A 26018-nucleotide genomic window follows, 5' to 3' on the forward strand; every position below is an offset into this window, starting at 1 on the left:
GTTTTCCTGATCAATCGTTTTTAATCACAATGCTCGGAAACTTGTTGCTCATATCCTTGGCTTTCTCCACCACCTTGATGGCGATGGTGCGGGCGATCTGCTTGTAGATCGCGGCGACGGGGCCATCCGGCTCGGCCACGACGGTCGGCGTGCCTGAATCGGTCTGCTGACGGATCGCCATGGTCAGCGGCAAGGCGCCGAGAAATTCCACGCCAAAGTCGGCGCACATCTTTGCGCCGCCGCCGGCACCGAAGATTTCTTCCGCATGGCCGCAATTCGAGCAAATGTGGGTGCTCATGTTTTCCACCACGCCCAGAATCGGAATGCCGACTTTCTCGAACATTTTCAAGCCCTTGCGTGCATCGAGCAGCGCGATGTCCTGCGGCGTGGTGACGATGACGGCGCCGGTGACGGGCACTTTCTGCGACAGCGTCAATTGAATGTCGCCCGTGCCTGGCGGCATATCGACGATCAGATAGTCGAGGTCGCGCCAGTTGGTCTGGTCCAGCAATTGCTGCAAGGCTTGCGTGACCATGGGGCCGCGCCACACCATCGGCTCGTCCGGATCAATCATGAAGCCGATCGACGATACTTGCAGGCCATGGTTTTCCATCGGCTCCATGCTCTTGCCATCGAGCGTCTTCGGCTGGCCGCTGATGCCCAGCATCATCGGCTGCGATGGGCCATAGATATCGGCGTCCAGCATGCCGACGCTGGCGCCTTCGGCAGCCAAGGCCAGGGCCAGATTGACGGCAGTAGTCGATTTGCCAACTCCGCCCTTGCCGGAAGCCACCGCAATGATGTTTTTCACGTTGCTCATCGGCTTCAAGCCGCGCTGCACCGTGTGCGAAATGATTTTCGACGACACGCCCACGCTGATATTTCCCGCGCCCGGCAGCACGCGCAGCGCGGCCAGCACGGCTTTACGGATCAGGTCGATCTGGCTTTTGGCTGGGTAGCCCAGCTCGATGTCGAGGGAAATATCACTCCCATCAACTTTCAGATTCTTGACGGTTTTACTGGAAACAAAATCTTTATGTGTATTGGGATCAATAACCTGGGCCAGCGCGGCCTTGACGTCTTCTACTGTGATGCTCATGTAAATCTCCATGTGTACTACCTACGTGCAATATGCGCAGTCTAGCGCAAATTCGCCAGGCGCGATCAAGACAAAAGCATCCGTTGCCAACGCTGCATCTGCTCATATTGCGTTTCCGCTGTTAAAATGACCTATTATCCATCCCAAAAGTGCATCAATCATGACTCGCAAGCTGTTCGTCACCACTGCCCTGCCTTACGCAAACGCCGCTTTTCACATTGGCCACATCATGGAATACATCCAGGCTGATATCTGGGTCCGGTACCAGCGAATGCAACGCGATGGCACAGCTAGCCGTGAAGTGCACTTTGTGGGCGCCGATGATACACATGGCACACCCATCATGATCGCTGCCGAAAAGGAAGGCATCACGCCGCAGCAATTCGTCGCCAACATCGCCGCCGGCCGCGCCCAGTACCTCGATGGCTTCCATATTGCCTTCGACAACTGGTATTCGACCGATTCGCCGGAAAACGTTGATCTGTCGCAATCGATCTACCGCAAACTGCGCGATACGGGCTTGATCGTCACGAAAACCGTCGACCGTTTCTTCGACCCAGTCAAGGGCATGTTCCTGGCCGACCGCAACATCAAGGGCGAATGCCCGAAATGCGGCGCCAAGAACCAGTACGGCGACAATTGCGAAGTGTGCGGCGCCGCTTACCAGCCTACCGACCTGGTCAATCCGTTCTCCGTGTTCACCAACGCGACACCGGTAATGAAGCCGTCGGAACAGTATTTCTTCAAGCTGTCCGACCCGCGCTGCTTCGAGTTTCTCAAGGATTGGCTCAACACGCCAGGACGCTTGCAGCCGGAGATGGTCAACAAGGTCAGCGAATGGCTGGGCGAAGCGGGCGAAAAGCTGGCTGACTGGGATATCTCGCGCGATGCACCCTACTTCGGCATCCCGATTCCCGATGCACCGGGCAAGTTCTTCTATGTGTGGATGGACGCACCGGTCGGCTACCTGGCCAGCCTGAAAAACTATTGCGACAAGAAAGGCCTCGATTTCGACGCCCTGTTGAACGATCCTGCCACGGAACAAATTCACTTCATAGGCAAGGATATCGTTTCCTTCCACTTGCTGTTCTGGCCCGCCATGCTGAAGTTTGCCGGCCACCCGGTGATCGACAAACTGAAAGTCAATGTCCACGGCTTCCTGACGGTGAATAACGAAAAAATGTCGAAATCGCGCGGCACGGGCATTTCGCCGCTGCGCTACCTCGATCTGGGCATGAACCCGGAATGGCTGCGCTACTACATCGCCTTCAAGCTGAACTCGAAAGTGGAAGACCTGGACTTCAACGGTGAAGATTTTGTCGCCCGCGTGAACAGCGACCTGATCGGCAAGTATGTCAACATCGCCAGCCGCTGCGCCGGTTTCATCGCCAAGCGTTTCGACGGCAAGCTCGCATCGATGCTGTCGCCAGGCGCGCAAAGCTGGATCAAGCGCGCGCTGACGGTGGACGTGAATGGCGTCATCGTCGAGCGCCAGGCCAGCATCGCAGCGCACTTTGAAAACCGCGAGTTCGGCAAGGCCTTGCGCGAAATCATGGAGATCGCCGACATCACCAACCAGTATGTCGATGAAAACAAGCCGTGGATCCTGGCCAAGGACGTCGAAAAGACGGCCGAACTGCACGACGTATGCACCACGGCCCTGATCCTGTTCCGCCAGCTGACGATTCTGCTGTCGCCGGTACTGCCGGGCGTGGCAAAGAACGTCGCGTCCTTCCTCAACGATGCCGAATTCACCTGGGCCGACACGCAAGTGTTCGGTGACGCCGTCTCGAACAGCATGCTGGGCCGTACCATCGGCGCCTACAGCCATTTGATGACGCGCATGGATGCGAAGATGATCGAAGCGCTGTTTGATGCACCCGCAGCCGCTACTGCTGCTGCACCAACTGGCGATGCCGTGCTTGACGCCGCCGCTCCCGCCGCCGCCGCCATCGAAGAACTGGCGCCCGAAATCAAGATCGACGACTTCCTCAAGGTCGATCTGCGCATCGCCAAGATCGTCAACTGCGAACTGGTGGACGGCTCCGACAAGCTGCTGCGCCTGACCCTGGATGCGGGCGAAGGTCGCCTGCGCAATGTGTTCTCCGGCATCCGTTCGGCGTATCAACCGGAAGAACTGGTCGGCAAGCTGACGGTGCTGGTGGCCAATCTGGCGCCGCGCAAGATGAAGTTCGGCATTTCCGAAGGCATGGTCATGGCGGCGTCCGCCGCCGATGAAAAGGCGAATCCGGGCATCTACATCCTGAACCCTTGGCCAGGTGCCGAACCTGGCATGCGCATCCGCTAACGATCGACACCAGGACCAACAGGAACCGATGATGAATATCGTGGTGCGCGAAGCAACGAATGCCGATGCACAACTGATGGCCGACCTGACCCGTGCTGCGTGGGCCGGCAAGGTCGCGGCCTCGTCCAGCGGACACCACGAGACGGCGCAGCAGGTACAAGCCCAGCTGCGCCACGGCGGCGGTTTTGTGTTGTTGATCGACGACATTCCAGCCGGTTCGCTGCGCTGGATGCCGCTCGATAGCGACTCCGCCATCTGGAAGATTTCACGCATGGGCGTGCTGCCAGCTTACCGCGGCAGCCACGTCTCGCAACACTTGCTCGAAGCCATCATTCATCACGGCCTGTCGTGCCAGGCCGAGGAATTGCGCCTGGCCGTGCGGCGCGACCAGCGCAAGCTGATCGATTTTTATGCGGCCTTCGAATTCGAACTGGCCGAAGAACTGGAATATTCGCACGCCAATCCCGCTGAACCGGCGCCGATGGTGATGCGACGCCTGCTGCGTTATTGATTTTTAGCAATTTCGCCCCCGGACTGACCGATACAACAACCCGCCAAGCGACATGGCGCGGTAAAATACGGCCGCCTGACCTTACTTATAAGACACTCAGAAGAAAATATGAAACTGCCTGCAAAACACAACAACTACGTATCCGACCATACCTTGTTCATCGCCGAACTGAAAGCCAAAAACCCTGGCATGGAAGCGGGCCAGCAAGCCGGCCGCGCCCTGCTGTGGGACAAGCCGGCTGTCAGCATCGATGAGCAGGAGCGCCAGCTGGCATCGGCCGTCAAGCAACAGCCTTACGTCTACCAGAACAAGAACTAAGATCTGGAACCGGCACGATGTTGCCTGAAGATTCTGCAGTGACGCCGCAAGCCGACGCTGCCGGTGCCGGCGCGGTCATCGAGTTGCCGCAGCCGCTTATTGGCGTCGATGGTGGCGTTGATGGTGGCGGCCCTGCAGCCCCTGCGACAGCGCCAACGGACGCAGCGCCCGCCGCCGATGCCCTGGGCATTGCCCGCCTGTATGGCGAGCCCATGCTGCGCATGCCGACGGATTTATACATTCCGCCGGACGCACTGGAAATCTTCCTCGAAGCCTTCGAAGGCCCGCTCGACTTGCTGCTCTACCTGATCCGCAAGCAAAACTTCAACATTCTCGACATTCCGATGGCGCAGGTCACCCTGCAATATCTGAAATATGTGGACCAGATTCGCGTGCGTAACCTGGAGTTGGCCGCCGAGTACCTGCTGATGGCAGCCATGCTGATCGAGATCAAGTCGCGCATGCTATTGCCATCACGCAAGAGCGACGTCGAGGAAGACGGCGGCGACCCGCGTGCCGAACTGGTGCGCCGCCTGCTCGATTACGAGCAGATCAAGCTGGCAGCCTACGACCTGAACGCCATCCCGCAGTTCGAACGCGATTTCGTGCGTACGCAGATTTTCATCGAGCAAAGCCTGACGCCGACTTGGCCGGAGGTGGAGCCGGTGGACTTGCAGCAGGCGTGGCTGGACGTGCTGAAACGCGCCAAACTGACCCAGCATCACCGCATCAGCCGCCAGGAACTATCGGTGCGCGAGCACATGTCGAGCATCCTGCGTCGCTTGCAATCGTCGCGCTTTGTCGAATTTAGCGAGTTGTTCGACATTGCCGGCGGCGTGCCCGTGGTCGTGGTCAACTTCGTGGCACTGCTGGAACTGGCCAAGGAAACCCTGATCGAAATCACGCAAGCAGAACCGTTTGCCCCCATCTACGTCCGGCTGGCATATTCGCCCGCCTGATCCTCTCCCTTTGTCACTGACCACCGTACAACGGGGTTTTAGCGAAAGCAATCCATGAAAATTATTTCCGACATTGAAGAATTGCGCGACCAGCTCAGCGGACAGCTGCGCACGGCGTTCGTCCCCACCATGGGTAACCTGCATGAAGGCCATTTGTCGCTGATGCGCCTGGCGCGCAAGCATGGCGACCCCGTCGTCGCCTCGATTTTCGTGAACCGCCTGCAATTCGGCCCGAACGAAGACTTCGAGAAATATCCACGCACCATGGCGGCCGACATCGCCAAGCTGGAAAAGGAAGGCGTCTACGTGCTATTTGCGCCGACGGAAAAGGAACTGTATCCGGAGCCACAGGAATACCGCGTACGCCCACCCGATGACCTGGGCAATACCCTCGAAGGCGAATTTCGCCCCGGCTTCTTTGAAGGCGTATGCACCGTCGTCACCAAGCTGTTTTCCTGCGTGGGCCCGAGAGTGGCCGTGTTCGGCAAGAAGGATTACCAGCAGTTGATGATCATCCGTAACATGGCGCGCCAGTTCGCGCTGCCGACAGAAATCATCGCTGCCGAAACGTACCGGGCCGACGATGGCTTGGCCTTGTCCTCGCGCAATATGTATCTGTCGGAAAGCGAACGCGCGGAAGCACCGGAGCTGTACCGTGGCCTCACAGTCGTCGCCGAAGAAGTGCGCAAGGGCAACTTGGCGGTGGGTGAACTGGAACAGGCGGCGATGCGTGTGCTCGACGGGCGTGGCTGGAAGTCGGACTATATCGCCGTGCGCAAGCGCGCCAACCTGCAAGCGCCAAGTGCCGCCGAACTGGCCGCCGGCGAGCCGCTGGTGGTCCTGGCGGCCGCCAAGCTGGGACAGACGCGCTTGATCGATAATCTGGAAATCTGATATCAAGTTCGACGGGGACATTCGGCCCCGTCTCTTTATCGCCCCAGCACTTTTCCATTCCTGCCAGCTGGAACTCGGCAAACAGCCGCTTGTCGTGGCCGCGTGCAGCCTGCCACATGTCATCGCTACCGCATCGAGCACAACGTCCTCTCACGCCCACAGCTTGTGCTGGGTCGCAGGCAGCCTCCGGCTGCGCAGAATGGCCTTTGCCTGGGCAAAAACTAAAGGTACTCAGCGCATCGGCCATCCATGACGCCCACCGTACTGACTGCGATGGCGGCCACGCATGAGGCCACCAGCCGGGGCAGCGTCGACGCCATTGCCCCCACGCGAGCGTTGGACAAACCAACAAACTGCGCGCGCGGACGGCTTGGTGCCGTCAAGGGACAAACCGATGAAAAAAACGCTGCCAGTTCACACGGGCAGCGTTTTTTTTAAGTGTAGCAAACCGGGATCAGGCGCCGGCTTTTTCCAGCTTCTCGAAAATCTTGTTCAGCTTTTCATCGAGGGTCGCGGCCGTGAACGGCTTGACAACATAACCGCTGGCGCCGGCTTGCGCGGCGGCGATAATGTTTTCTTTTTTCGCTTCTGCGGTGACCATCAGCACCGGCAGCTTGGCCAGTGCGGGATCGGCGCGGATATGCTGCAGCATCGTCAGGCCGTCCATGTTAGGCATGTTCCAGTCCGAGACAACGAAATCATACGATTCCGCGCGCAGCTTGGCCAGGCCCATCACGCCGTCTTCCGCCTCATCGACGTTGGCATAACCCAGTTCCTTCAACAGATTCCTGACAATGCGGCGCATCGTCGAAAAATCGTCAACGACTAAAAATTTCATCTTTGGATCAGCCATGAATAACTCCGTTGTTTCTGTAGCGGTTTGTTAATAATATCGACATGAATGCCGACATTATGGTCGACACTACGGCAGCAAGTTGTAGGATAGCATTTTCGTTGCTTTTAGGCGAACAAACTTGCCCCAGATCATACAAAACGTGGCTTACACGCGCAAAGCACGCATGCCATGCGCAGCCAGGTATCCCAGCACCATGCCCGGTAGCGCCGTCAGAGCGCCGACCTCATGCGTAGCACCGACGGCGATCGCCTCGCGTGGCATGCCGAACACCACGCAACTTGCTTCATCCTGCGCGAAATTATACGCTCCTGCAGCCTTCATATCCAACATACCTTGTGCGCCATCCTTGCCCATGCCGGTCAGGATCACGCCGACGGCATTCTTGCCCGCCGATTGCGCGGCAGAACGGAATAATACATCGACCGAGGGGCGGTGACGATTGACCGGTTCGCCCTGGTCGATCTTGGTCATGTAGTTGGCGCCGCTGCGCGTCAGTGTCAGGTGCGAATGGCCGGGCGCAATATAAGCATGGCCGGGCAGCACGCGTTCGCCGCCTGCTGCTTCCTGCACCGAGATCTTGCACAGTGAATCGAGACGACGCGCAAACGAGCGCGTAAATCCCTCCGGCATATGCTGCGTGATGAGGATGCCGGGACAATCGGACGGCATCTGCATCAGGAATTCACGGATCGCTTCCGTGCCGCCGGTGGAGGCACCTACGATGATCAGTTTTTCGCTCGACGTCAAGGGACTGCGCAGCGCGGGCAGCGGCGTGGCAACCTTGTCACCGGCCGCCGGCAGGGTGCGCGGGCGGATACGTGCCTTCGAGGCGGCGCGGATCTTGTCGGCGATCATGTCGGTGTACTCGCGCATGCCGCTCTGGATCGACATCTTCGGCTTGGTGACGAAATCGACGGCGCCCAGTTCCAGCGCGCGCATGGTGATTTCCGAGCCGCGCTCGGTCAACGACGACACCATCAGCACCGGCATCGGACGCAAGCGCATGAGTTTTTCCAGGAAGTCGAGGCCGTCCATCTTCGGCATCTCGACGTCAAGGGTCAGCACGTCTGGGTTGGTCTGCTTGATCATCTCGCGCGCTACCAGCGGATCGGGCGCTGCCCCCACCACTTCCATGTCGGGTTGGCTATTCACGATTTCCGTCATGACGCTGCGTATCAGCGCCGAATCATCCACGATCAATACTTTGATCTTCATAACATATCCTTCCAGGCCTTGCGGCCCTTATTCTTAATCGGTAAAACGCCAGACAAAAACGTTGCAAGGCGCACAGCGCGACGCGCAGTAGATTTGGTCTGGTGTTACTAGAACAGCTCGATCTCGCCGCCCACAGGCGCCACCTTGAGACGGCTTGCGTAATCGAGTTCGCGGCGTACCAAGGTGTCATTGTGCGTCTGCATCAGCTTTTTCACCAACACCTTGCCGGTGCGGGGGAAAAAATATACCTTGCGCGGGTGAATATCATTCAAGTCCTCGGCCACCACGCGCATTTTTTCGGCTTTCAGGTAATTGATGACGAAGGCCGCGTTGCGTTCCCCGACGTTAATCGCCGTGAAGCCGCGCAGCACGGCACCGCCGCCAAACACTTTCGCTTCCATGTTCTCGCGCCGCGCGCCGGCCTTCAGCAAATCGTTGATCAGGATCTCCATGGCGTAGGTGCCATAGCGCATCGATGCTGAAATCGGGCTGTTAGGATCGCTGCCGCCGTCGGGCAGCATGAAATGGTTCATGCCGCCCAGGCCCGAGACACGATCGCGGATGCAGGCTGAAACGCACGAGCCGAGCACGGTGACGATCAGCATATCCTTGTTGGTAAAGTAGTACTCACCAGGCAAGATCTTGGCGGCCTCACAATTGAACGTCCTGTCGTAATAGACGTTAGTGGCGAATTGCTCTTTGGATTCCATGCTCATATTTCACTCTCATGTACGATGCGACGATGCCTTGGGCGCGGCGTCCCGCGACTGGTCGAGCTCATAGACTGTTTTACCGCGTAGCTTCAATGAATCCGACACGTACAGAAAATTCTCCGAGTGGCCTGCAAACAACAGGGCATCGGGCTTCATCAGCGGCACAAAGCGCGACAGTATCTTGCGCTGCGTTGCCTTATCAAAATAAATCATCACGTTGCGGCAAAAGATGACATCGAAATGTCCCGTCAAGGGCCAGCTGTCGGCCAGCAGGTTGAGCGGCTTGAACGTGATCATCTGGCGCAGTTCCTGGCGTACCCGCACCTGCCCATCGCGATCGCCCTTGCCGCGCAAGAAAAAGCGCCGCGCACGCTCGGCCGGCATCTTCTCGAGCCGGTCCAGGTTATAGACGCCATTGGCGGCCGTGGCCAGCACATTCGTATCGATATCCGTGGCGATAATGGTGACCGGCGGCGTGAGCGTGTTGAACGCCTCGCACACCGTCATGGCGATCGAGTACGGCTCCTCGCCGGTGGAACTGGCTGAACACCAGATGGTGATCGGCCCACTCAATTTTTTCACATGCTCGGCCAGCAGAGGGAAGTGATGCGCCTCGCGGAAGAATGACGTCAGATTGGTCGTCAGCGCATTCGTAAACGCCTCCCACTCGTCGCCCATGCGGCCAGCTTCCAGGTCGTCCAGGTAGCGCACGAACGAGGAGATGCCCGTGGCGCGCAAGCGCCTGGCCAGGCGGCTGTAGACCATCTCCTGCTTGCTGTCGGCCAACGCGATGCCCGCTCGCTTGTAAATCATGGCGCGGACTCGTTCAAAGTCCTTGCCAGTGAAATCGAACTCCTTGACCGAATCCATTTTATTTTGCGGCATTTTATTTTTACCTCTCTATGACTACTCTGACCAATGCCTTTGCAAGTATAACTAGCGGGACCGGGTTGTCGTCAGAATTCTTCCCAATCGTCGCCACTGGCCGCTGCCGGCTTTTTTGCGGGCGGTGGCGTGCCGGCCTGCGCCGTCTTGGCCAAGCGCCGCGTATTTGTCGCCACTGCCGGCACCAGCCGTGCCGCCGCCTTCACCGGTACGGGCGCGGGCGCGGACACCAGCGCCGCGCTCTCGCCGTCGAGCTTGAAGATGCTCACGGCGTCGGCCAGCTTCTGCGCCTGGTCCTGCATGCTTTCGGCGGCCGCCGCCGCTTCCTCGACCAACGCCGCATTTTGCTGCGTCATCTGGTCCATCTGCGCGATGGCCTGGTTCACTTCCTCGATACCATGGCTCTGTTCCTGCGTTGCCGCCGTGATCTCACCCATGATGTCGGCCACCTGTCGTATCGACGACACGATCAGTCCCATGGTCTGCCCAGCCTCATCCACCAGACGGCTGCCAACATCGACCTTGTCGACCGAGTCGCCGATCAGGCCCTTGATCTCTTTCGCTGCGCCAGCGGACCTTTGGGCAAGATTACGCACCTCGGACGCCACCACCGCAAAACCGCGACCCTGCTCGCCTGCGCGCGCCGCTTCGACGGCCGCATTAAGCGCCAGGATATTCGTCTGGAACGCAATGCCGTCAATGACGCCGATGATATCGACAATCTTGCGCGAACTTTCCTTGATCGAGCCCATGGTATCGACCACTTGCGCCACCACCTTGCCGCCCTGCTCTGCCACCGACGATGCCGACACGGCCAGCTGGTTGGCCTGGCGCGCATTGTCCGCGTTCTGCTTCACGGTCGACGTCAACTCTTCCATCGACGATGCCGTCTCTTCAAGCGAACTGGCCTGCGTTTCCGTGCGGGCCGACAGGTCAGCATTGCCGCTGGCGATCTCTCTGGACGCTACGGTGATGGTTTGCGTTCCGTTGCGCACGTCGCTGACCGTCTGCACCAGGCTATCGTTCATGTCTTTGAGCGCCTGCTGCAATGCGCTCGTTTCATCCTTGCCCTCGACCACCACGCGCGATGTCAGCTCGCCGGCGGCGACCTTCTGCGCCACCGCCACGGCACCGGACAGCGGCACGGTAATCGAGCGCGTGATGAAGATGGCGCACCAGGCGCCGATCGCCACCGCCGCGCCGCCCAGAATGAACAGTATCATCATCAGGCGCGTATCGGCCGCCAGCGAGTCGTCCATGAAGCTTTGCTGGGCCACATGCTGCAAGTCGAGCAGCTTGTTGATGTCGGCCAGGGTGGTCTTGTTCAAGGGGTCGATGCGGGTGGCAATCACCTTGGCAGCGCCCTCGCTGTTAAACGCCAGCACCTGCCCCATCGCTTCCTTGAAGGCGGCATCGACTTCGCCGTCGACCTTGGCGACATTGGCCAGCAGCGTCTTTTCGCCATCGGACAGACCCAGGCTGGACAGCTTGCCGCGCGCACCTTCGTACAGCTTGCGTTGCTCGCGCACTTTGCCCTCTTCCACCTGCATCAGCCCCACATCGCCCTGCAGGCCGATATTGCGCATGGCGATGCCGGTTTCGAGCATCGCGCTTTTCATCAGCGACGCCTGCGTATTCTTTTCACTTGCCAGTGCCAGGCCCGTGAGCAACTGGGACTTGTTACGGTAATTCAATGCATTCGCCGAAACGATCACCACCACCAGGATGGCGAGGATGCTACCGAAACCTATTCCCAACCGGGTGCCTATCTTGAAATCACGCAAACTCATTACAGTCTCCAATATTTCTGTGAACGGCACCCTTTCAACCGTAAGGCGCCGTGTTGTGGCCTGGCCTCTGTCGGACCTTGCAGCCTGCCAGCGCGCGTTAAGCATTAAGATACTGCGCGCGTCGGCACATGCATATTTGCAGTGATGCTTGGCGTGGTAAAGCGGCGACGCACCGGGCGTCGCCTTGCTGCCATCGGGCCGCTTACGCCGCCAGCTTGTCGATCAGGCCCATCTCGCTGCTCGACATCAGTTTGTCGATGTCGACCAGGATCAGCATGCGTTCGTCGATGGTCCCCAGGCCGATCATATAGTCGGTCGAGAAGGCCGTGCCCATTTCCGGCGCCGGCTTGACCTGCTCAGGGCTGAGGGTGGTCACGTCGGAGACGCTGTCGACCACCATGCCGACGATGCGCCCGCCGATGTTCAGGATGATCACTACCGTGAACTGGTCATACACAGGTGTGCCCAGGTTGAACTTGATGCGCATGTCGACCACGGGAATGATGATGCCGCGCAGGTTGATCACGCCCTTGATGAATTCAGGCGCGTTGGCGATGCGGGTGACCGCTTCGTAGCCACGGATTTCCTGGACCTTCAGGATATCGATGCCGTACTCTTCTGAGCCAAGGGTAAAGGCCAGGAATTCACGGCCGGCGATGTCATTGCCGTCGCCCGCATTGCCTGCGGATTTTTGTTGAGTATCTGACATGGTGTGTTTTCCTATCTTAATCTATCGGTATTACGAAAAAATGGACTCGTCAGCCAGCTGGCGAGAGGAACGGATCAGGGCGGCAACATCGAGAATCAGCGACACGCCGCCATCGCCCAGGATAGTGGCTCCAGAAATGCCCACCACCTTGCGGTAGTTCGACTCGAGGTTTTTCACCACGACCTGCTGTTGCCCCACCAGGTCATCAACGAACAGGGCCGCCTTGCGCCCTTCCGTCTCGAGAATCACGCAGATGCCTTCCGAGGGACTGGTAAAGCGCGGTGCGATATCGAACATCTGGTATAGCGGGATCAAGGGCAGGTACTCGCCGCGCACCTTCACCACCTGGCCACGGCCAGCGATGTCCTTGACATCCTCAACGGCTGGCTGCAGCGATTCGATGACGAAGCCCAGCGGTAAAATATATACTTCGTCGCCGACACGGATCGACATGCCGTCCAGGATGGCCAGGGTCAGCGGCAGAGAAATCGAAATCGTCGTGCCAAAGCCCTTCGCCGAACGGATGTCGACGACGCCGCCCATGGCGCTGATATTGCGCTTGACGACATCCATGCCCACGCCTCGTCCCGACACGTCGGTGACCGCCTCGGCGGTGGAAAAGCCGGGCGCGAAGATCAACTGCCATACTTCGGCGTCGCTCATCGTGTCGGACACGTCTAGTCCCTGCTGCTGCGCCTTGGCCAGGATGCGCTCGCGGTTCAGTCCCGCGCCATCATCGGATACTTCGATGATGATGTTGCCACCCTGGTGACTGGCCGAGAGGAACAGGCGGCCAGCCTCGGTCTTGCCGGCTGCCACGCGGGCGGCCGGCATTTCCACGCCGTGATCGATGCTGTTGCGCACCAGGTGCGTCAGCGGATCGACGATGCGCTCGATAAGGCCCTTGTCCAGTTCCGTGGCGGCGCCATTGGTGATGAAATCGACCTTCTTGCCCAGCTTGGTCGCCAGATCGCGCACCATGCGCGGGAAGCGCGAAAAGACGAAATCCATCGGCATCATGCGGATCGACATGACAGCTTCCTGCAAGTCGCGCGTATTGCGCGTCAGGTGACTGACGCTGTCGAGCAATTTCTCGTGCAGCATCGGGTCGAGCGCACCTGCGCGCTGCTCGATCATCGCCTGCGTGATCACCAACTCGCCCACCAGGTTGATCAGCTGGTCGACTTTTTCAATCGAGACGCGGATCGACGACGATTCGGCACCAGCCTTGTCGCCCTCTTTCTTGGCCGGTTTCTTTTCCTGCTCTACCTCGGTCGCGGCGCTCGCCACGACCGGCACGCCGGCAGCGCCGGCGTTGCCTGCCTTGGCGGCGTCGGCGCGGATCTGGTCCAAAGGCTGGAAAAAACCATAGCCCTGTTCGGTGTCGCTGCGCACATCGGCGGCGGCGCGAATCTCCTCGAGCGGCTGAAAGAAGCCATAGCCGGGGTCCATCGCGCCCGCAGCGCCAGGCGCCCCAGGCAGCGGATCGAAGAAACCATAGCCCTGGGCTTTTTCCTGCGCCTTGCGGGCCGCTTCAGCTTCGCCTGGTGCCAATGGTGGCGCCTGGGTGATCACCATGTCGTCGGGATTGAGTACGAACGAACAGATGGCCAGGATATCGTCGAGGCTTTCATGCGTCGTCACTTCCAGCATCTTGCGCGCATCGGCCAGCGTGGACACGGCGACGTCACCCAACAAGCCCAGTTCGGCCGCCAGCGCATCGACTTCGCGCTCTTCCATCTGCGGCAGCGCGAGACGATAACGCTGACCACCGGCATGGTTGACAGCTTCTTTTTCCGCCGTATGGAAAGCTGGCGCGACGGGCGTGAGCGCAGCCACGGGCACGTCCGACGAGAACGACTGCAGCATCATGCGCACATTGGCCACGGCATCCTGGTCGACGGCGCTGCCCAGGCGATGGCCGTCGAGCTGCATCTTGAGGATGTCCTTGGCGGCCAAAAAGGCATCGACGTGATCCGCCGTCAGAGCCATCTGGCCCTGGCGGATACGGTCGAGCAGCGACTCGAGGATATGCGTCACCTCGCTCATGTCGGAAAGGCCGAAGGTCGATGCGCCCCCCTTGATCGAATGAGCGGTACGGAAAATAGCATTCAAGTCTTCGGCGTCAGGCGCCGCAATATCGACGGCCAGCAGCAGTCGTTCTTTTTCAGCCAGCAGTTCTTCAGCCTCATCGAAAAAGACCTGAAAAAACTGGCTAATATCGATGGTCATAGGGTGACTCCGTCATTTGCATCGTTGCGCTGCGCGGCTAGCATCAGCCGATCACCTTCTTGACCACTTCAATCAGGCGTTGTGGATCGAAGGGCTTGACCAGCCAGCCATTGGCACCGGCGGCACGTCCTTTCGACTTCATTTCGTCCGACGACTCTGTCGTCAGCATCAGGATGGGTACCTTCTGATAATTCGGCAGTTCGCGCAGCAGCTTGATCAGCTCCAGGCCATCCATGCGCGGCATGTTCTGATCCGTCAATACCAGGTCCACGCTTTGCAGCTTGGCTTTTTCCAGTCCGTCCTGGCCGTCGACGGCCTCCACCACCTGGTAACCGGCGGCTTTCAGACTGAACGCCACCATCTGGCGCAATGAGCTGGAATCGTCCACTGCAAGTATCGTTTTGGCCATCTTTGCTCCCACTTATTCCGGGCATCCTGCCCGAGTATTTGATTAAACAATCCACGCAACCGCAAGCGTTTCGCACTGGTATGCTAGAACAGCTCGATGTCGCCACTTTCCAAATGCTGTTGACTGACAGCCTTGCGCAGTACGCTGCGCAACTCCAGGCTTTGAATCGCCAGCGCCATGCTGACCCGCCCCAGCAAGGCGACAATTTCTTCGTTGTCGCTTTCCGGCAACATCTCCGCGCTATGCGAGCCCAAGGTGCCGAGGAACTCGCGCAAGCCCGTCACGCGCTTCAAGGTGCGGGCGATCAGCTGGCTGGTCATATCCTGGAACTGCAGGCTAGTGATGGCAGCATTGACATAGCCCCCCACTTCGTCCTGCAGTGCCAGCAATTTTTCCCGCTGCTGCTCGGCCGGAATACCACCTTCGAGCAACATGGCGATGGTATCTTGCTGCGCAGCGACAGCGGCATGTATCGCCATAAAATTGAAGGACAGCTTCTCGATCGCCTCTTCCAGCAAGATGCCGGTCTGCATCAGGTCGGTTTCCACCTCCGTCAAGTGCTTGCCGCCATGGTCCGACACGCCAGACATCAGGCGCTTTACATGCGAGCCAAGTATTTTCTTTCTTGTCATAAAGGTCTCATTGTTTCAATACACCACGCGTTGACATCATTACGTGTTATTTTTTCACCGCTGCCGGGCTGGCAGCTGGTGCCGCCGCAGGCGGCGCACCCGATACCAGCCCTGAAGCGACAGCGGCGGAAGCGGCATCGGTTACCGGCAGCTCTATCGCCGCCCCATCGCGCAGCACATTTTCTTCCGTGCGCTTGTTCATGACGATGATGCTGATGCGCCGGTTGATCGGATTGAAAGGGTCGAGCTTATCCAGGTGGGCGGCCGAGCCCAGTCCCACCACGCGCAATACTTTTTCTTCCTTCATGCCGCCTATCACCAGTTCGCGCCGCGACGCGTTCGCGCGATCAGCCGACAACTCCCAGTTGCTGTAGCCGGCATCGCTCATGTAGGGCGTCGAGTCGGTGTGTCCGGACAGGCCGATGCGGTTCGGTACTTCATTGAGCACGAAGCCGATGGCATGCAAGATTTCCTTGGTGTACGCTTGCAGATTAGCATTGGCGAGCGCAAACATCGGACGGTTCTGCTCGTCGACGATCTGGATGCGCAAGCCTTCGCTGGTAATATCGAGCAGCAATTGATTCTTGTACTTTTTCAGCAGGGGATCGGCATCGATGGTCGCCTCAATGCGCGCCTTGAGCGCCTGCAGGCGCTTGCCCTCCTCGCGCTCGAGCGCGGCCTTGGCGGAATTGAGGTCAAACGACTTGCGCTGCTGCTCTTCCTGCGCCTTGCGCACTTGCCCATCCTGGCGTGACAGATCCTGGCCACCGCCCTGGATCACGGAATTGCTTTCGCCGCTGCCTGAGCCGCCCGCCATCGCCACTTTCAAGGGGGTCTTGAAGAATTCGGAAATGCCGTTCAAGTCGCCCTTCGAGGTGGAGCCCAACAGCCACATCAGCAGGAAGAAAGCCATCATGGCCGTGACAAAATCGGCGTAGGCGATTTTCCACGCCCCACCATGGTGGCCGCCAGCCGTCTTCTTGATACGCTTGACGATAATCGGGCGCATGCCTTCATCGGCCATGGCGTCCTCCTTTCGTGTCCTGCAAATAAATCATAGTGTCCATACGTATGTACACAGCTTACTTCGTTTTCGATTTCTTGATATGGTCTTCCAGCTCGTTGAACGTCGGACGCTCCGTCGAGTAGAGGACCTTGCGGCCGAACTCCACGGCCAGCGCCGGCGCATAGCCGTTCAGGCTGGCCAACAGGGTGACTTTGACGCACTGGAACATCTTGCTCGACTCTTCGAGCTTCTGCTCGAGCAGGCTGGCCAGGGGCCCGACGAAACCATAGGCCAGCAAGATGCCGAGGAAGGTACCGACCAGCGCGTGCGCGATCAACATGCCCAGTTCGGCTGGCGGTATGCCCACCGATTCCATCGTGTGCACCACGCCCATCACGGCGGCGACGATACCGAAGGCGGGCAAACCGTCGCCCACCTTGGCAATCACGTGGGCTGGCACGGCGCCTTCGTGATGGTGCGTCTCGATTTCATTGTCCATCAGATTTTCAATCTGGAAGGCGTCCATATTGCCCGATACCATCAGGCGCAGGTAATCGGTCATGAATTCGACGATATGGTGGTCGGCCAGCACAGCCGGGTACTTGGAAAACAGAGGGCTCTCTTCAGGCTTGTCGATATCGCCTTCGATCGACATCAAGCCTTCCTTGCGCACCTTGCTCAGTACTTCGAACAGCATGGACATCAGTTCCATGTACATGTCTTTGGTATAGCGCGAGCCTTTGAACAGGCTGGGCAAGGCGGCAATCGTCGCCTTGATCGACTTGTTATTGTTACCAACAAGGAAGGCGCCCACAGCGGCGCCGCCGATCATCAGCAACTCCAATGGCTGGAACAGCGCCGCAAGATGCCCGCCCGCCATCGCGAAGCCGCCAAAGACCGAGGCGCAGACGATGATGTATCCGATTATGACTAACAAGTGCCCTGACTCCCAATAATGGCCGGGACTGCGTACCCGGCATGTTCAAACCTGTTCGCGCCCTCTGGCGACTGCGCCGACGAAGAAGGCCGCGACAAAAATGACTAAAAGTCAATAAACATGGCCGCTTTTCAATGCAATTTCGAGAAAATGCCTTCTGGAACTACAATAACGTGAGATTGCCCTATGGGCAAGCAAATAACGCAGACAATTGCTTAAAAGCACCATATGTAAAGCAAAGGGCCGCCCTCTGTGGCGGCGATGGTCTTGTCGGGTCGGCGTGCCGCAATCTGGAATTCGTAACTAAGAAGCATACTTCCGGGCAACATTTCTCTTTCCGCCTTGCGCCACAGGGCCGCCATGGCCGCCGGCGACAGATAGGCAAAGACCGCATCGTAGCAACTGAAATCGAGCGCTTCGTAGTCGCCGCGCAGGAAGCGCGCGCGACTGCCTGACAGCCGCGCACGCAGACGGCTCGCCAGCCACGGCAGTGGCGCCAGTTCGATGCCGGAAAACTGCCCATCGGGCCGACGCTGGGCCAAGTCCAGCACCAGGCCGCCCAGGCCGCTGCCTATATCGATCAGCCGCACGCCGGGACGGTCCGCGATCAACGCGGCGACCGCATGCCATACGCGCGGCCCCGACGGGTAAAACGGCACTTGCGTACGAAACGTCGACCAATACAGGCTCAACAAGAAAATAAACGCCGCCAGGAACACCGTCGGCGGCCATTCCAGCAGGCTGGCCGCCAGCAGCGCAGGCGCAAACAGCAGGCCGATGGCGCACCACCAGCGCGCCAGGCGCGCGCGCCAGGTAATGAGCGCCGCCAGGATGCCTTGCAGCATGGCGACGACTGGCAATGAGACGGTCACGCCTGCGCGCACCAGTCCATATACCAATAGCAATAGCAAGGGAAAGGCCAGCAGCTGGACCAGGATGGCCTTGAGCGCAGGCGCGCGCAGGATTTGTTGCAGCATGAGACAGTTATCGGAGGAAAACGCCAGTGTAAGCGAAAGCACGATGAAAAAACCGGAGTCCGGTATGGCGAGCGGCTCCGGCTTGTGCGATGCAACTAATATCAGGCGTTCATATCCTGCGGCGCGACAGCGGCAGCTTCGTCGCGCGCCTTCTTGGTCTTGCCCGCACGCGAAGGCATGTGGCACAGGCCGCAGACATAATCGGCATTCAGGTCGAGGCAGTTGACGACAAACTTGCCGCCGCACTTGCCGCAAGGCGCCATGTTCAGCATCTTGCTGCTGAAAAAGCGCACCAGAGTCCAGGCGCGCGTCAGCGACAGCAGCGGCTCCGCCCCCGCCTCGGGTGGCATCTGTTCCAGATACAGTTTATACGCCTTCATCACGGCTTCGATACCGGTGGCACCGGCGTGGTCAACGAGGAATTTGTGGATATTGATGAACAGCGATGAATGAATATTCGGCTGCCAGGTGAGAAACCAGTCGGTGGAAAAGGGCAGCATGCCCTTCGGCGGCGAGACACCTTTCAACTCCTTGTAGAGATTCAACAGGCGTTCGCGCGACAACGACACCTCTGTCTCCAGCAATTGCAGACGCGCGCCCAACTGTATCAACTCGATGGCCAGCTGGATTTCCTGCGCTTCCGATACGACACTTTTCTTGGCCATGCTGACTGCTCCGCGACTGAAGGACACTAATTTAACAAGGTTTCCGGCGAAAAGTTCAGTGCAACACGTGTTACCGAAGACAGTAAAAATATCGGGCGAGGCAATGCGCCGCCATGGACATTGAGGAAACCTTAGGCGATTTCTTCGACGCCCTGACCGGCCATCAGAATCGCTGCGTGCGACTGGGCCAGCGAACGATCCTTATTATAGTTCGTTAACATGCCCAGGATGGCGCTGTCGTCAAAGCGGAAGCGGGCCAGCATCATGTTGCCACCAGCGAGCTTCAGGATCTGCGCATTGCTCATGCCTTCGATCAATTCTGCGATGTCGGCGGCTATGCCCAAACGGAAGATGGCCGTTACCTTGTCTGCACGAATCATTTGCTGGGCCAGCATCAAGTAGCTCAGGTTAGCGTCGCGAATCTCAGCCATCATGTCGTTAGCAGTCATTTCCATCTCCTCAATCCGTTGAATTCAGCTGGCGTTGTTTGTTGCCAGTGAGATACATTCTGCAGGAGCGACATGAAACGCAACAGAGGCGGATCGCTGTATTTTTGGTCAGGCAATAGAGGATGCGATCGTAGGTGTTTGTCTGACAAACACTGCTCGATCATGCTCGCACGCCAGTAAAGGCGCGGATGTGGGAGGTGGGCACTGGACCTGATTTACCCAACTTCAGGCTTGTAAAAAATACCGCTTCTTTACAACAACTTGACCGGAATCAAGTCTACTTACCTAGATAACGGCTGCCTAGGCAGGAACTTTAGGGCTTTTTTGAAAAATATTTAAAAAGACCTAGATTCTTTTTGAACGGTTTACCACCGTTCATGTAGTCGTTCACGGCTGCGCCTGGCAAAACTTTAGGGTGATTTGAAAATATTTTTGAAAATCGTGCATTTTTTTGCTGCAGCACGATAGAGAGACACTTCGCGTCTCCATCTGTGACGGAAATTGCGCTTTTTGGCGGGGATTTGTTACACTGCCTGCTCCAAAACAATACTTTAAGCCTCAAGCAATATAGTACTATTGAGACAAGTATCAACCTGAAAGCCACCATGATTTCTCGACATGACTGCAGCGCGCGCGACCTCGATGATCCCCTGGCGTCCTTGCGCCAGCAGTTCGATTTGCCGCAAGGCGTGATTTACCTCGATGGCAATTCCCTGGGCGCACGACCGAAAGCGGCCCTGGCACGCGCCCAGCATGTCATCACGGCCGAATGGGGCAATGACCTGATCCGCAGCTGGAATACGGCTGGCTGGTTCGACTTGCCCAAGCGCCTGGGCGACCGCCTGGCACCGCTGCTGGGCGCTGACTGCGGCGAAGTGGTGATCACCGACACCACCTCCGTCAACCTGTTCAAGGCCCTGGCCGCAGCCCTGCAGATGCAGGCCACCACCCCCGCCCATGCCGCGCGCAGGATCATCGTCAGCGAACGCAGCAACTTCCCCACCGACCTGTACATGGCACAAGGCCTGGCCGCCTGGCTCGATCGCGGCTACCAACTGCGCCTGGTCGACAGCCCCGAGGAACTGACGCAGGCCATCGATGCCGATTGTGCCGTCGCCATGCTCACGCACGTCAATTACCGTACCGGCTACCAGCACGACATGGCCTTTGTCAGCAGCCATTGCCACGCGCAAGGCGCGCTGGCGCTGTGGGACCTGGCCCATTCGGCTGGCGCCGTCCCGCTGGACCTGAACGGCGCTGGCGCCGATCTGGCCGTCGGCTGCACCTATAAGTACCTGAATGGCGGCCCCGGCTCGCCAGCCTTCATCTGGGTACCGGCTAAGCATCAGGCGCGCTTCCATCAGCCGCTGTCCGGCTGGTGGGGCCACACCACGCCGTTCGCCATGGACCCGCTCTTTGTTCCCGCCGACGGCATCGCCCGCGCCCTGTGTGGCACCCAGCCCATCGTCTCGCTGGCATTGATCGAATGTGGCCTGGAGATCTTTGCGCAAACGAGCATGGAGGCAATCCGCCGCAAGTCGCTGGCACTGACGGATCTGTTCATCGCGCTGGTAGAACAGCGCTGCAGCAGCCATCCGCTAGGCCTCGTCACGCCGCGCGAGCATGCTCGGCGCGGCAGCCACGTCAGCTTCACGCACCCGCACGGCTATGCCGTAATGCAGGCGCTGATCGCGCGCGGCGTGATCGGCGACTACCGCGAGCCAGCCATCATGCGCTTCGGCTTCACCCCTCTCTACACCAGCTTTGCCGAAGTATGGGATGCAGTGGAAATCCTGCGCGACATCCTCGACACACTAGCGTACGACATCGCCGCCAAGCGCGACGCAGTGACCTGAACCTTCCCATGAGCGACGACAAGACTATGAACCAGGAAAACACCAGCGGCTGCCCCATGCATGCGGGCGGCCAGGACGCGCAGTGGCATGGCGCGCAGATGGATTTCAGCGAATCGATGAGCTACGGTAACTACCTGGCGCTCGATCGCATCCTGACGGCCCAGCATCCGCTCTCGCCGAATCACAACGAGATGCTGTTCATCGTGCAGCACCAGAGCAGCGAATTGTGGATGAAGCTGATGCTGCACGAAATGCATGCCGTACGCGCCAACCTGCAAAGCGGCGACCTGGCGCCCGCCTTCAAGATGCTGGCCCGCGTGGCGCGCATCATGGACCAGTTGGTGCATGCCTGGGACGTGCTGGCCACCATGACGCCGCCCGAATATACGGCCATCCGTCCCTACCTGGGCGCCTCGTCCGGCTTTCAGTCCTTCCAGTACCGCGAAATCGAATTCATTTTAGGAAACAAGAACTCGGCCCTGCTGAATGTACATACGACGGCGCCCGATACCTACAAAGTACTCGATACCGCCCTGCGCTCGCCATCCGTCTACGATGAAGCCATCAAGCTGCTGGCGCGCAGCGGCCTGCCCATTGCCCCCGAGCGCCTGGACGCCGACTGGACCTTGCCGACCGCCGCCGACGCCTCGGTAAAAGCGGCCTGGCTGGAAGTCTACCGCGACCCGTCGAAACACTGGGCCTTGTACGAGCTGGCAGAAAAACTGGTGGATCTGGAAACGGCCTTCCGTTTCTGGCGCTTCCGCCATGTGACAACGGTGGAGCGCATCATCGGCTTCAAGACGGGCACGGGCGGCACGGCCGGGGTGAGCTATTTGCGCAAGATGCTCGACGTCGTGTTGTTCCCCGAGCTCTTCGCCCTTCGCACGGAGCTCTGATCGCAAGAGGAGAACTGATGCCGGCCATGGCTCCTGGCGCGGCATCAAGGCGCTGCTGGCCGCTGGCGCGCCGGCCACCTTGAAGAACCCGATTCTCGCGACGGGCAACAGGCAGCACGACGAAAAGGCCGGCCTTGACTGGTATCAGCGACCGGCCGCCAGCTTGTGCTGCCACAGCGCCACGTCGATCATCACGCCATCGACGCCCGTGTTACGGATATACACGCGATAGCTGCCCTGCCCCATATCACCATCCAGATAGGCGGTGCGCTCGTTACGCTGCAGCCTGGCACCCTTGGCCAACTGGCGGTAACGCGCCACCACCGCGTCGAAACTGGCGTAGCTGCGCAGCGCCACTTCCAGGTCACGCGGCGGGCGGCCTTCTGCATGGTCCAGCACATTGTTCTGTTTCTTGCCCTTGAGCGTAAGCGGATAGGCAAATACGCCAGCGCCGGCCGACGTCAGCACCGTGGATTTATCGAGCAGCAGCGGCAAGAGCGCGGGCGGATAGGCAGGCGGCAACTGGGCGCGGTTCCAGCCTGGCAGGGCCGGCTGCGCCAGCACATATTCGACGCTGGCGATCTTCTGCCCATCGACGCCCGCTTCCTTGTCGCCCGCGATCAGCGCCAGCATGGGCGGCAATTGCCGGGCCCAGGCCAGCAAAGGCGCCGCTTCGCCAACCAGCATGCCTTTGCGGTGGAACACCGTCAGTACCGCATTCGGATCGGGGTTGCAGACTTTCGCCAGCGGCTGGCCCTCCAGGTGGCAATGCCCGTTGACCAGGCCAAAGGCAATGATGACACCACGCTTGTCGAGCAGCATGGCGCCCCGTTCACGGCCCTGCTGGCGGTCATTCATCGACGCCAGCAACTGGCGCCCGTCGGCCAGCGCGGTGCGCGTGGCGTCGCGCTTTTCGCTGATCGCTTCCAGCGCCTGCACCAATAGCAGTTCGTCGTCTTCCGTGTAGCTGCCGCGCGCGTAACCAAAGAAATCGAACAGGACCGCGCGCACCTGCGCATCGTCGCTCAAGCGCGGCAAGGGACCGCCAGCAGCGAGGGAAGACAGGCTTTTCCCGGCCGGCGACGAGGGTGCCGCCATGGCGCGGGCAGGCTGGGCAAGAACACAGGCCGCTGCCAGCAAGGCGCCACCCAAGCTGCGGCAATTGGAAAAGATGATATGCATGATTCTGTCTGTCGGGGATTTGGCCGCTATGACGGCCACGCATGAGGCGGCGACGATTCTAGCATGGCGCCAGCGCCCATGCGGTGCCGCTGGCAGCCGCAGCTTTGATCGCGGACCCGTCAGCCCGGCAGGCGCCTGCCAAGGCGCGCGCTGGCCAGCACCGCCAGCGAGCTCAAGCCACCAGAGAGCACGCTGAAGTAAATGGCCCGCAGCGGATGCTGGGGCAGCAAGTACGCGAGCACGGCCGCGCCCAGCAAGGCGCACAGCAGCGGTTTCAGCCTGCCGGGCGGCAGCAGCGCCAGCAGCAGATTCGTGCCCGCATACATGTAAAACACCAGCAGCAGGGCACGGCTACCAGCCACGCCGCGCGAATCGAGGCTGCCGAACAGCTGCGTGTACAGGAAAAACCCCAGCCAGCTCAACACAATAAACAGCAGACAGCCGAGCGCATGCGCGCCCAGGCCCGCCATCAAGCGCATTTTCATGCTGCTCCTTAAAGAAAAAGCCGGCCCTTGCACGCAGAAAGGGCCGGCTTGCTGACGCTGACAATAAGACGATTACTTCGCCGTATTGAGCAGCAATTCGTTCAGGCGCTTGACGAAACTGGCCGGATCGGCCAGCGAGCCACCTTCGGCCAGCATGGCCTGGTCGAACAGGATGTTGGCCCAGTCGCCGAACTTGCCGCCTTGCGCGTCTTCGTACTTCAAACGCGTCACCAGCGGGTGGTTCGGGTTAATTTCCAGAATCGGCTTCGATTCCGGCGCACTCTGGCCAGCAGCTTTGAGCATGCGCAGCAGGTTACCCGACAATTCGTTTTCATCGGCCACCAGGCAGGCTGGCGAATCGGTCAGGCGGAACGTCACGCGCACGTCCTTGGCCTTGTCGGCCAGCACGGTCTTCATCTTGCCCACCAGGTCGGCGTACGAAGTTTCCGTTTCTTCGTGCTCTTTCTTTTCCGCTTCGTCTTCCAGCGCGCCCAAGTCCAGGCCACCTTTTGCCACGGAGACCAGTTCCTTGCCTTCGAAATCTTGCAGGAAGGACAGCATCCATTCATCGACGCGGTCCGTCAGCAGCAGCACTTCGACACCCTTCTTGCGGAAGATTTCCAGGTGCGGGCTGTTTTTGGCAGCGGCGTAATTGTCGGCCGTGACGTAATAAATCTTGTCCTGGCCTTCCTTCATGCGTGCCACGTAGTCGGCGAACGCGGTGATTTGCCCATCGCTGTCGTTGCCGGTAGAAGCAAAGCGCAACAGCTTGGCCAGACGTTCCTTGTTGGCAGCATCTTCGCCGATGCCTTCTTTCAGCACCTGGCCGAATTCCTTCCAGAAGACGGCGTACTTGTCTTTCTTGTCCTGCTCGTCCGCATTTGCCAATTCTTCCAGCATGCCCAGCACACGCTTGGTCGAGCCTTCGCGGATCACCTTGACGTCGCGCGATTCCTGCAAGATTTCACGCGATACGTTCAGCGGCAGGTCGGCCGAGTCGATCACCCCGCGCACGAAGCGCAGGTAGGTCGGCATCAGTTGCTCGGCATCGTCCATGATGAAGACGCGCTTGACGTACAGCTTGATGCCGCCACGCTTGTTGCGGTCCCACATGTCGAACGGCGCCTTGGCCGGGATGTACAGCAGCTGCGTGTATTCGCTACGCCCTTCCACGCGGTTGTGCGTGTGACTCAAAGGCGACTGGAAGTCGTGCGAGACGTGCTTGTAGAATTCGTCGTACTGTTCCGGCGTGATGTCGGCCTTGTTGCGGGCCCACAGGGCGCTGGCCTGGTTGACGGTTTCGAATTCGTCTTTCAGGACGGTTTCTTTTTTCTCTTCGTCCCACTCTTCCTTCTGCATCACGATCGGCAGCGAGATATGGTCCGAGTATTTGCGGATGATGGACTTGATCTTCCAGCTCGACAGCAATTCATCCTCATCCTCGCGCAGGTGCAAGATGATATCCGTGCCGCGCGATGGTTTGTCGATGTTCTCGATGCTGTAGTCGCCTTCGCCGGCCGACTCCCAGCGCACGCCCTCAAGAGCGTCCGCGCCGGCACGGCGCGTTTCGACGGTGATCTTGTCGGCGACGATGAAGCCCGAATAGAAGCCCACGCCGAACTGGCCGATCAGGGCCGCGTCCTGCTGCTGGTCACCCGACAGCTTGCCGAAGAATTCCTTGGTGCCCGACTTGGCGATGGTGCCCAGGTGCGAGATCGCCTCGTCACGGGTCATGCCGATGCCGTTGTCGGAAATGGTGATGGTGCGCGCATCCTTGTCGAAGCTGACCTTGATCTTCAATTCGTGATCGTTGCCATACAGGGCGTCGTTATCGATCGCTTCAAAGCGCAATTTATCGGCCGCGTCGGACGCGTTCGAGATCAATTCGCGCAAGAAGATTTCCTTGTTCGAGTACAGGGAATGGATCATCAGGTGCAGCATTTGCTTCACTTCGGTCTGAAAACCCAGGGTTTGCTTTTCGGAGACAGCCATTTTTACCTCATAGTCTTGTGGCGTGGATGGAAACGTTTTCTCT

General features: G+C 59.2%; 25 protein-coding genes. 7 read left to right on the top strand and 18 right to left on the bottom strand.

Going from position 1 to position 26018, the window contains the following annotated elements; all coding sequences use genetic code 11:
- Positions 1-10 precede the first annotated feature (10 nt).
- The gene (apbC, locus tag ACQ4V8_RS15510) at positions 11-1099 is read right to left on the bottom strand and encodes an iron-sulfur cluster carrier protein ApbC (RefSeq protein ID WP_436571766.1); all 1089 of its coding nucleotides are present in this window, start codon (positions 1097-1099) and stop codon (positions 11-13) included.
- A 160-nt stretch (positions 1100-1259) separates the two neighbouring features.
- Here apbC and metG point away from each other — a divergent pair, with 160 nt between their 5' ends.
- From metG to panC, 5 genes are all read left to right on the top strand, one after another.
- A complete protein-coding gene (gene metG, locus ACQ4V8_RS15515; protein ID WP_070347024.1) occupies positions 1260-3407 on the top strand; it encodes a methionine--tRNA ligase in 2148 nt (715 codons plus the stop codon).
- Positions 3408-3438: 31 nt separating this feature from the next.
- On the top strand, positions 3439-3918 hold the full coding sequence (locus ACQ4V8_RS15520) for a GNAT family N-acetyltransferase (RefSeq protein WP_010396689.1): 480 nt from the start codon (positions 3439-3441) through the stop codon (positions 3916-3918).
- A gap of 108 nt (positions 3919-4026) precedes the next feature.
- A complete protein-coding gene (locus ACQ4V8_RS15525; RefSeq protein ID WP_010396687.1) occupies positions 4027-4236 on the top strand; it encodes a DUF3460 family protein in 210 nt (69 codons plus the stop codon).
- 17 nt (positions 4237-4253) lie between these two features.
- Positions 4254-5195: a segregation and condensation protein A gene (locus tag ACQ4V8_RS15530; RefSeq protein WP_010396685.1), complete on the top strand. Its 942-nt coding sequence runs from the start codon at positions 4254-4256 to the stop codon at positions 5193-5195.
- 54 nt (positions 5196-5249) lie between these two features.
- The gene (gene panC, locus ACQ4V8_RS15535; RefSeq protein ID WP_010396682.1) at positions 5250-6089 is read left to right on the top strand and encodes a pantoate--beta-alanine ligase; all 840 of its coding nucleotides are present in this window, start codon (positions 5250-5252) and stop codon (positions 6087-6089) included.
- Between the two features lie 454 nt (positions 6090-6543).
- Here panC and cheY read toward each other — a convergent pair whose 3' ends face one another.
- From cheY to flhD, 14 genes are all read right to left on the bottom strand, one after another.
- Complete coding sequence (gene cheY, locus ACQ4V8_RS15540; RefSeq protein WP_010396677.1) at positions 6544-6942, bottom strand: chemotaxis response regulator CheY; 399 nt, start codon at positions 6940-6942, stop codon at positions 6544-6546.
- A 147-nt stretch (positions 6943-7089) separates the two neighbouring features.
- On the bottom strand, positions 7090-8160 hold the full coding sequence (locus ACQ4V8_RS15545) for a protein-glutamate methylesterase/protein-glutamine glutaminase (RefSeq protein WP_436571767.1): 1071 nt from the start codon (positions 8158-8160) through the stop codon (positions 7090-7092).
- 107 nt (positions 8161-8267) lie between these two features.
- Complete coding sequence (gene cheD / locus ACQ4V8_RS15550) at positions 8268-8876, bottom strand: chemoreceptor glutamine deamidase CheD (protein WP_010396674.1); 609 nt, start codon at positions 8874-8876, stop codon at positions 8268-8270.
- Between the two features lie 9 nt (positions 8877-8885).
- The gene (locus tag ACQ4V8_RS15555; protein WP_010396672.1) at positions 8886-9758 is read right to left on the bottom strand and encodes a CheR family methyltransferase; all 873 of its coding nucleotides are present in this window, start codon (positions 9756-9758) and stop codon (positions 8886-8888) included.
- A 71-nt stretch (positions 9759-9829) separates the two neighbouring features.
- Positions 9830-11548 (bottom strand): methyl-accepting chemotaxis protein, encoded by a 1719-nt coding sequence (locus ACQ4V8_RS15560; protein ID WP_436571768.1) that lies wholly within the window; start codon positions 11546-11548, stop codon positions 9830-9832.
- Between the two features lie 202 nt (positions 11549-11750).
- Entirely contained in the window at positions 11751-12257 is a 507-nt protein-coding gene (locus ACQ4V8_RS15565) for a chemotaxis protein CheW (protein WP_010396668.1), read from the bottom strand.
- A gap of 30 nt (positions 12258-12287) precedes the next feature.
- A complete protein-coding gene (cheA, locus tag ACQ4V8_RS15570; RefSeq protein ID WP_010396665.1) occupies positions 12288-14489 on the bottom strand; it encodes a chemotaxis protein CheA in 2202 nt (733 codons plus the stop codon).
- A 43-nt stretch (positions 14490-14532) separates the two neighbouring features.
- The gene (locus tag ACQ4V8_RS15575) at positions 14533-14898 is read right to left on the bottom strand and encodes a response regulator (RefSeq protein WP_010396662.1); all 366 of its coding nucleotides are present in this window, start codon (positions 14896-14898) and stop codon (positions 14533-14535) included.
- Between the two features lie 83 nt (positions 14899-14981).
- Complete coding sequence (locus ACQ4V8_RS15580; RefSeq protein WP_029496290.1) at positions 14982-15530, bottom strand: hypothetical protein; 549 nt, start codon at positions 15528-15530, stop codon at positions 14982-14984.
- Between the two features lie 46 nt (positions 15531-15576).
- Positions 15577-16554: a flagellar motor protein MotB gene (gene motB / locus ACQ4V8_RS15585; RefSeq protein WP_010396656.1), complete on the bottom strand. Its 978-nt coding sequence runs from the start codon at positions 16552-16554 to the stop codon at positions 15577-15579.
- 58 nt (positions 16555-16612) lie between these two features.
- On the bottom strand, positions 16613-17473 hold the full coding sequence (gene motA, locus ACQ4V8_RS15590) for a flagellar motor stator protein MotA (protein WP_010396655.1): 861 nt from the start codon (positions 17471-17473) through the stop codon (positions 16613-16615).
- Between the two features lie 215 nt (positions 17474-17688).
- Positions 17689-18450 (bottom strand): class I SAM-dependent methyltransferase, encoded by a 762-nt coding sequence (locus ACQ4V8_RS15595; RefSeq protein ID WP_436571769.1) that lies wholly within the window; start codon positions 18448-18450, stop codon positions 17689-17691.
- 101 nt (positions 18451-18551) lie between these two features.
- A complete protein-coding gene (flhC, locus tag ACQ4V8_RS15600; protein ID WP_070347028.1) occupies positions 18552-19115 on the bottom strand; it encodes a flagellar transcriptional regulator FlhC in 564 nt (187 codons plus the stop codon).
- A gap of 131 nt (positions 19116-19246) precedes the next feature.
- Complete coding sequence (flhD, locus tag ACQ4V8_RS15605; RefSeq protein ID WP_010396649.1) at positions 19247-19564, bottom strand: flagellar transcriptional regulator FlhD; 318 nt, start codon at positions 19562-19564, stop codon at positions 19247-19249.
- A 605-nt stretch (positions 19565-20169) separates the two neighbouring features.
- On the opposite strand from flhD, the gene kynU reads away from it, so the two are divergent.
- Positions 20170-21420, top strand: coding sequence for a kynureninase (gene kynU / locus ACQ4V8_RS15610; protein WP_010396647.1), 1251 nt, complete (start codon positions 20170-20172; stop codon positions 21418-21420).
- Positions 21421-21428: 8 nt separating this feature from the next.
- Positions 21429-22316 (top strand): tryptophan 2,3-dioxygenase, encoded by an 888-nt coding sequence (kynA, locus tag ACQ4V8_RS15615; RefSeq protein ID WP_010396645.1) that lies wholly within the window; start codon positions 21429-21431, stop codon positions 22314-22316.
- 144 nt (positions 22317-22460) lie between these two features.
- On the opposite strand, the gene ACQ4V8_RS15620 is transcribed toward kynA, so the two are convergent.
- The 3 genes from ACQ4V8_RS15620 to htpG form a co-directional block, all read right to left on the bottom strand.
- Positions 22461-23498: a hypothetical protein gene (locus ACQ4V8_RS15620; RefSeq protein WP_436571770.1), complete on the bottom strand. Its 1038-nt coding sequence runs from the start codon at positions 23496-23498 to the stop codon at positions 22461-22463.
- 119 nt (positions 23499-23617) lie between these two features.
- Positions 23618-23983, bottom strand: a complete 366-nt coding sequence (locus tag ACQ4V8_RS15625) for a hypothetical protein (protein WP_436571771.1) — start codon at positions 23981-23983, stop codon at positions 23618-23620.
- 72 nt (positions 23984-24055) lie between these two features.
- Positions 24056-25975 carry a molecular chaperone HtpG gene (gene htpG / locus ACQ4V8_RS15630; protein WP_010396637.1) on the bottom strand — a complete coding sequence of 640 codons (1920 nt, stop codon included), beginning with the start codon at positions 25973-25975 and terminating at the stop codon, positions 24056-24058.
- Positions 25976-26018: the final 43 nt, after the last annotated feature.

Source organism: Janthinobacterium paucivorans (assembly GCF_051380805.1).
In the GTDB taxonomy this organism is placed as follows: domain Bacteria; phylum Pseudomonadota; class Gammaproteobacteria; order Burkholderiales; family Burkholderiaceae_D; genus Janthinobacterium; species Janthinobacterium lividum_D.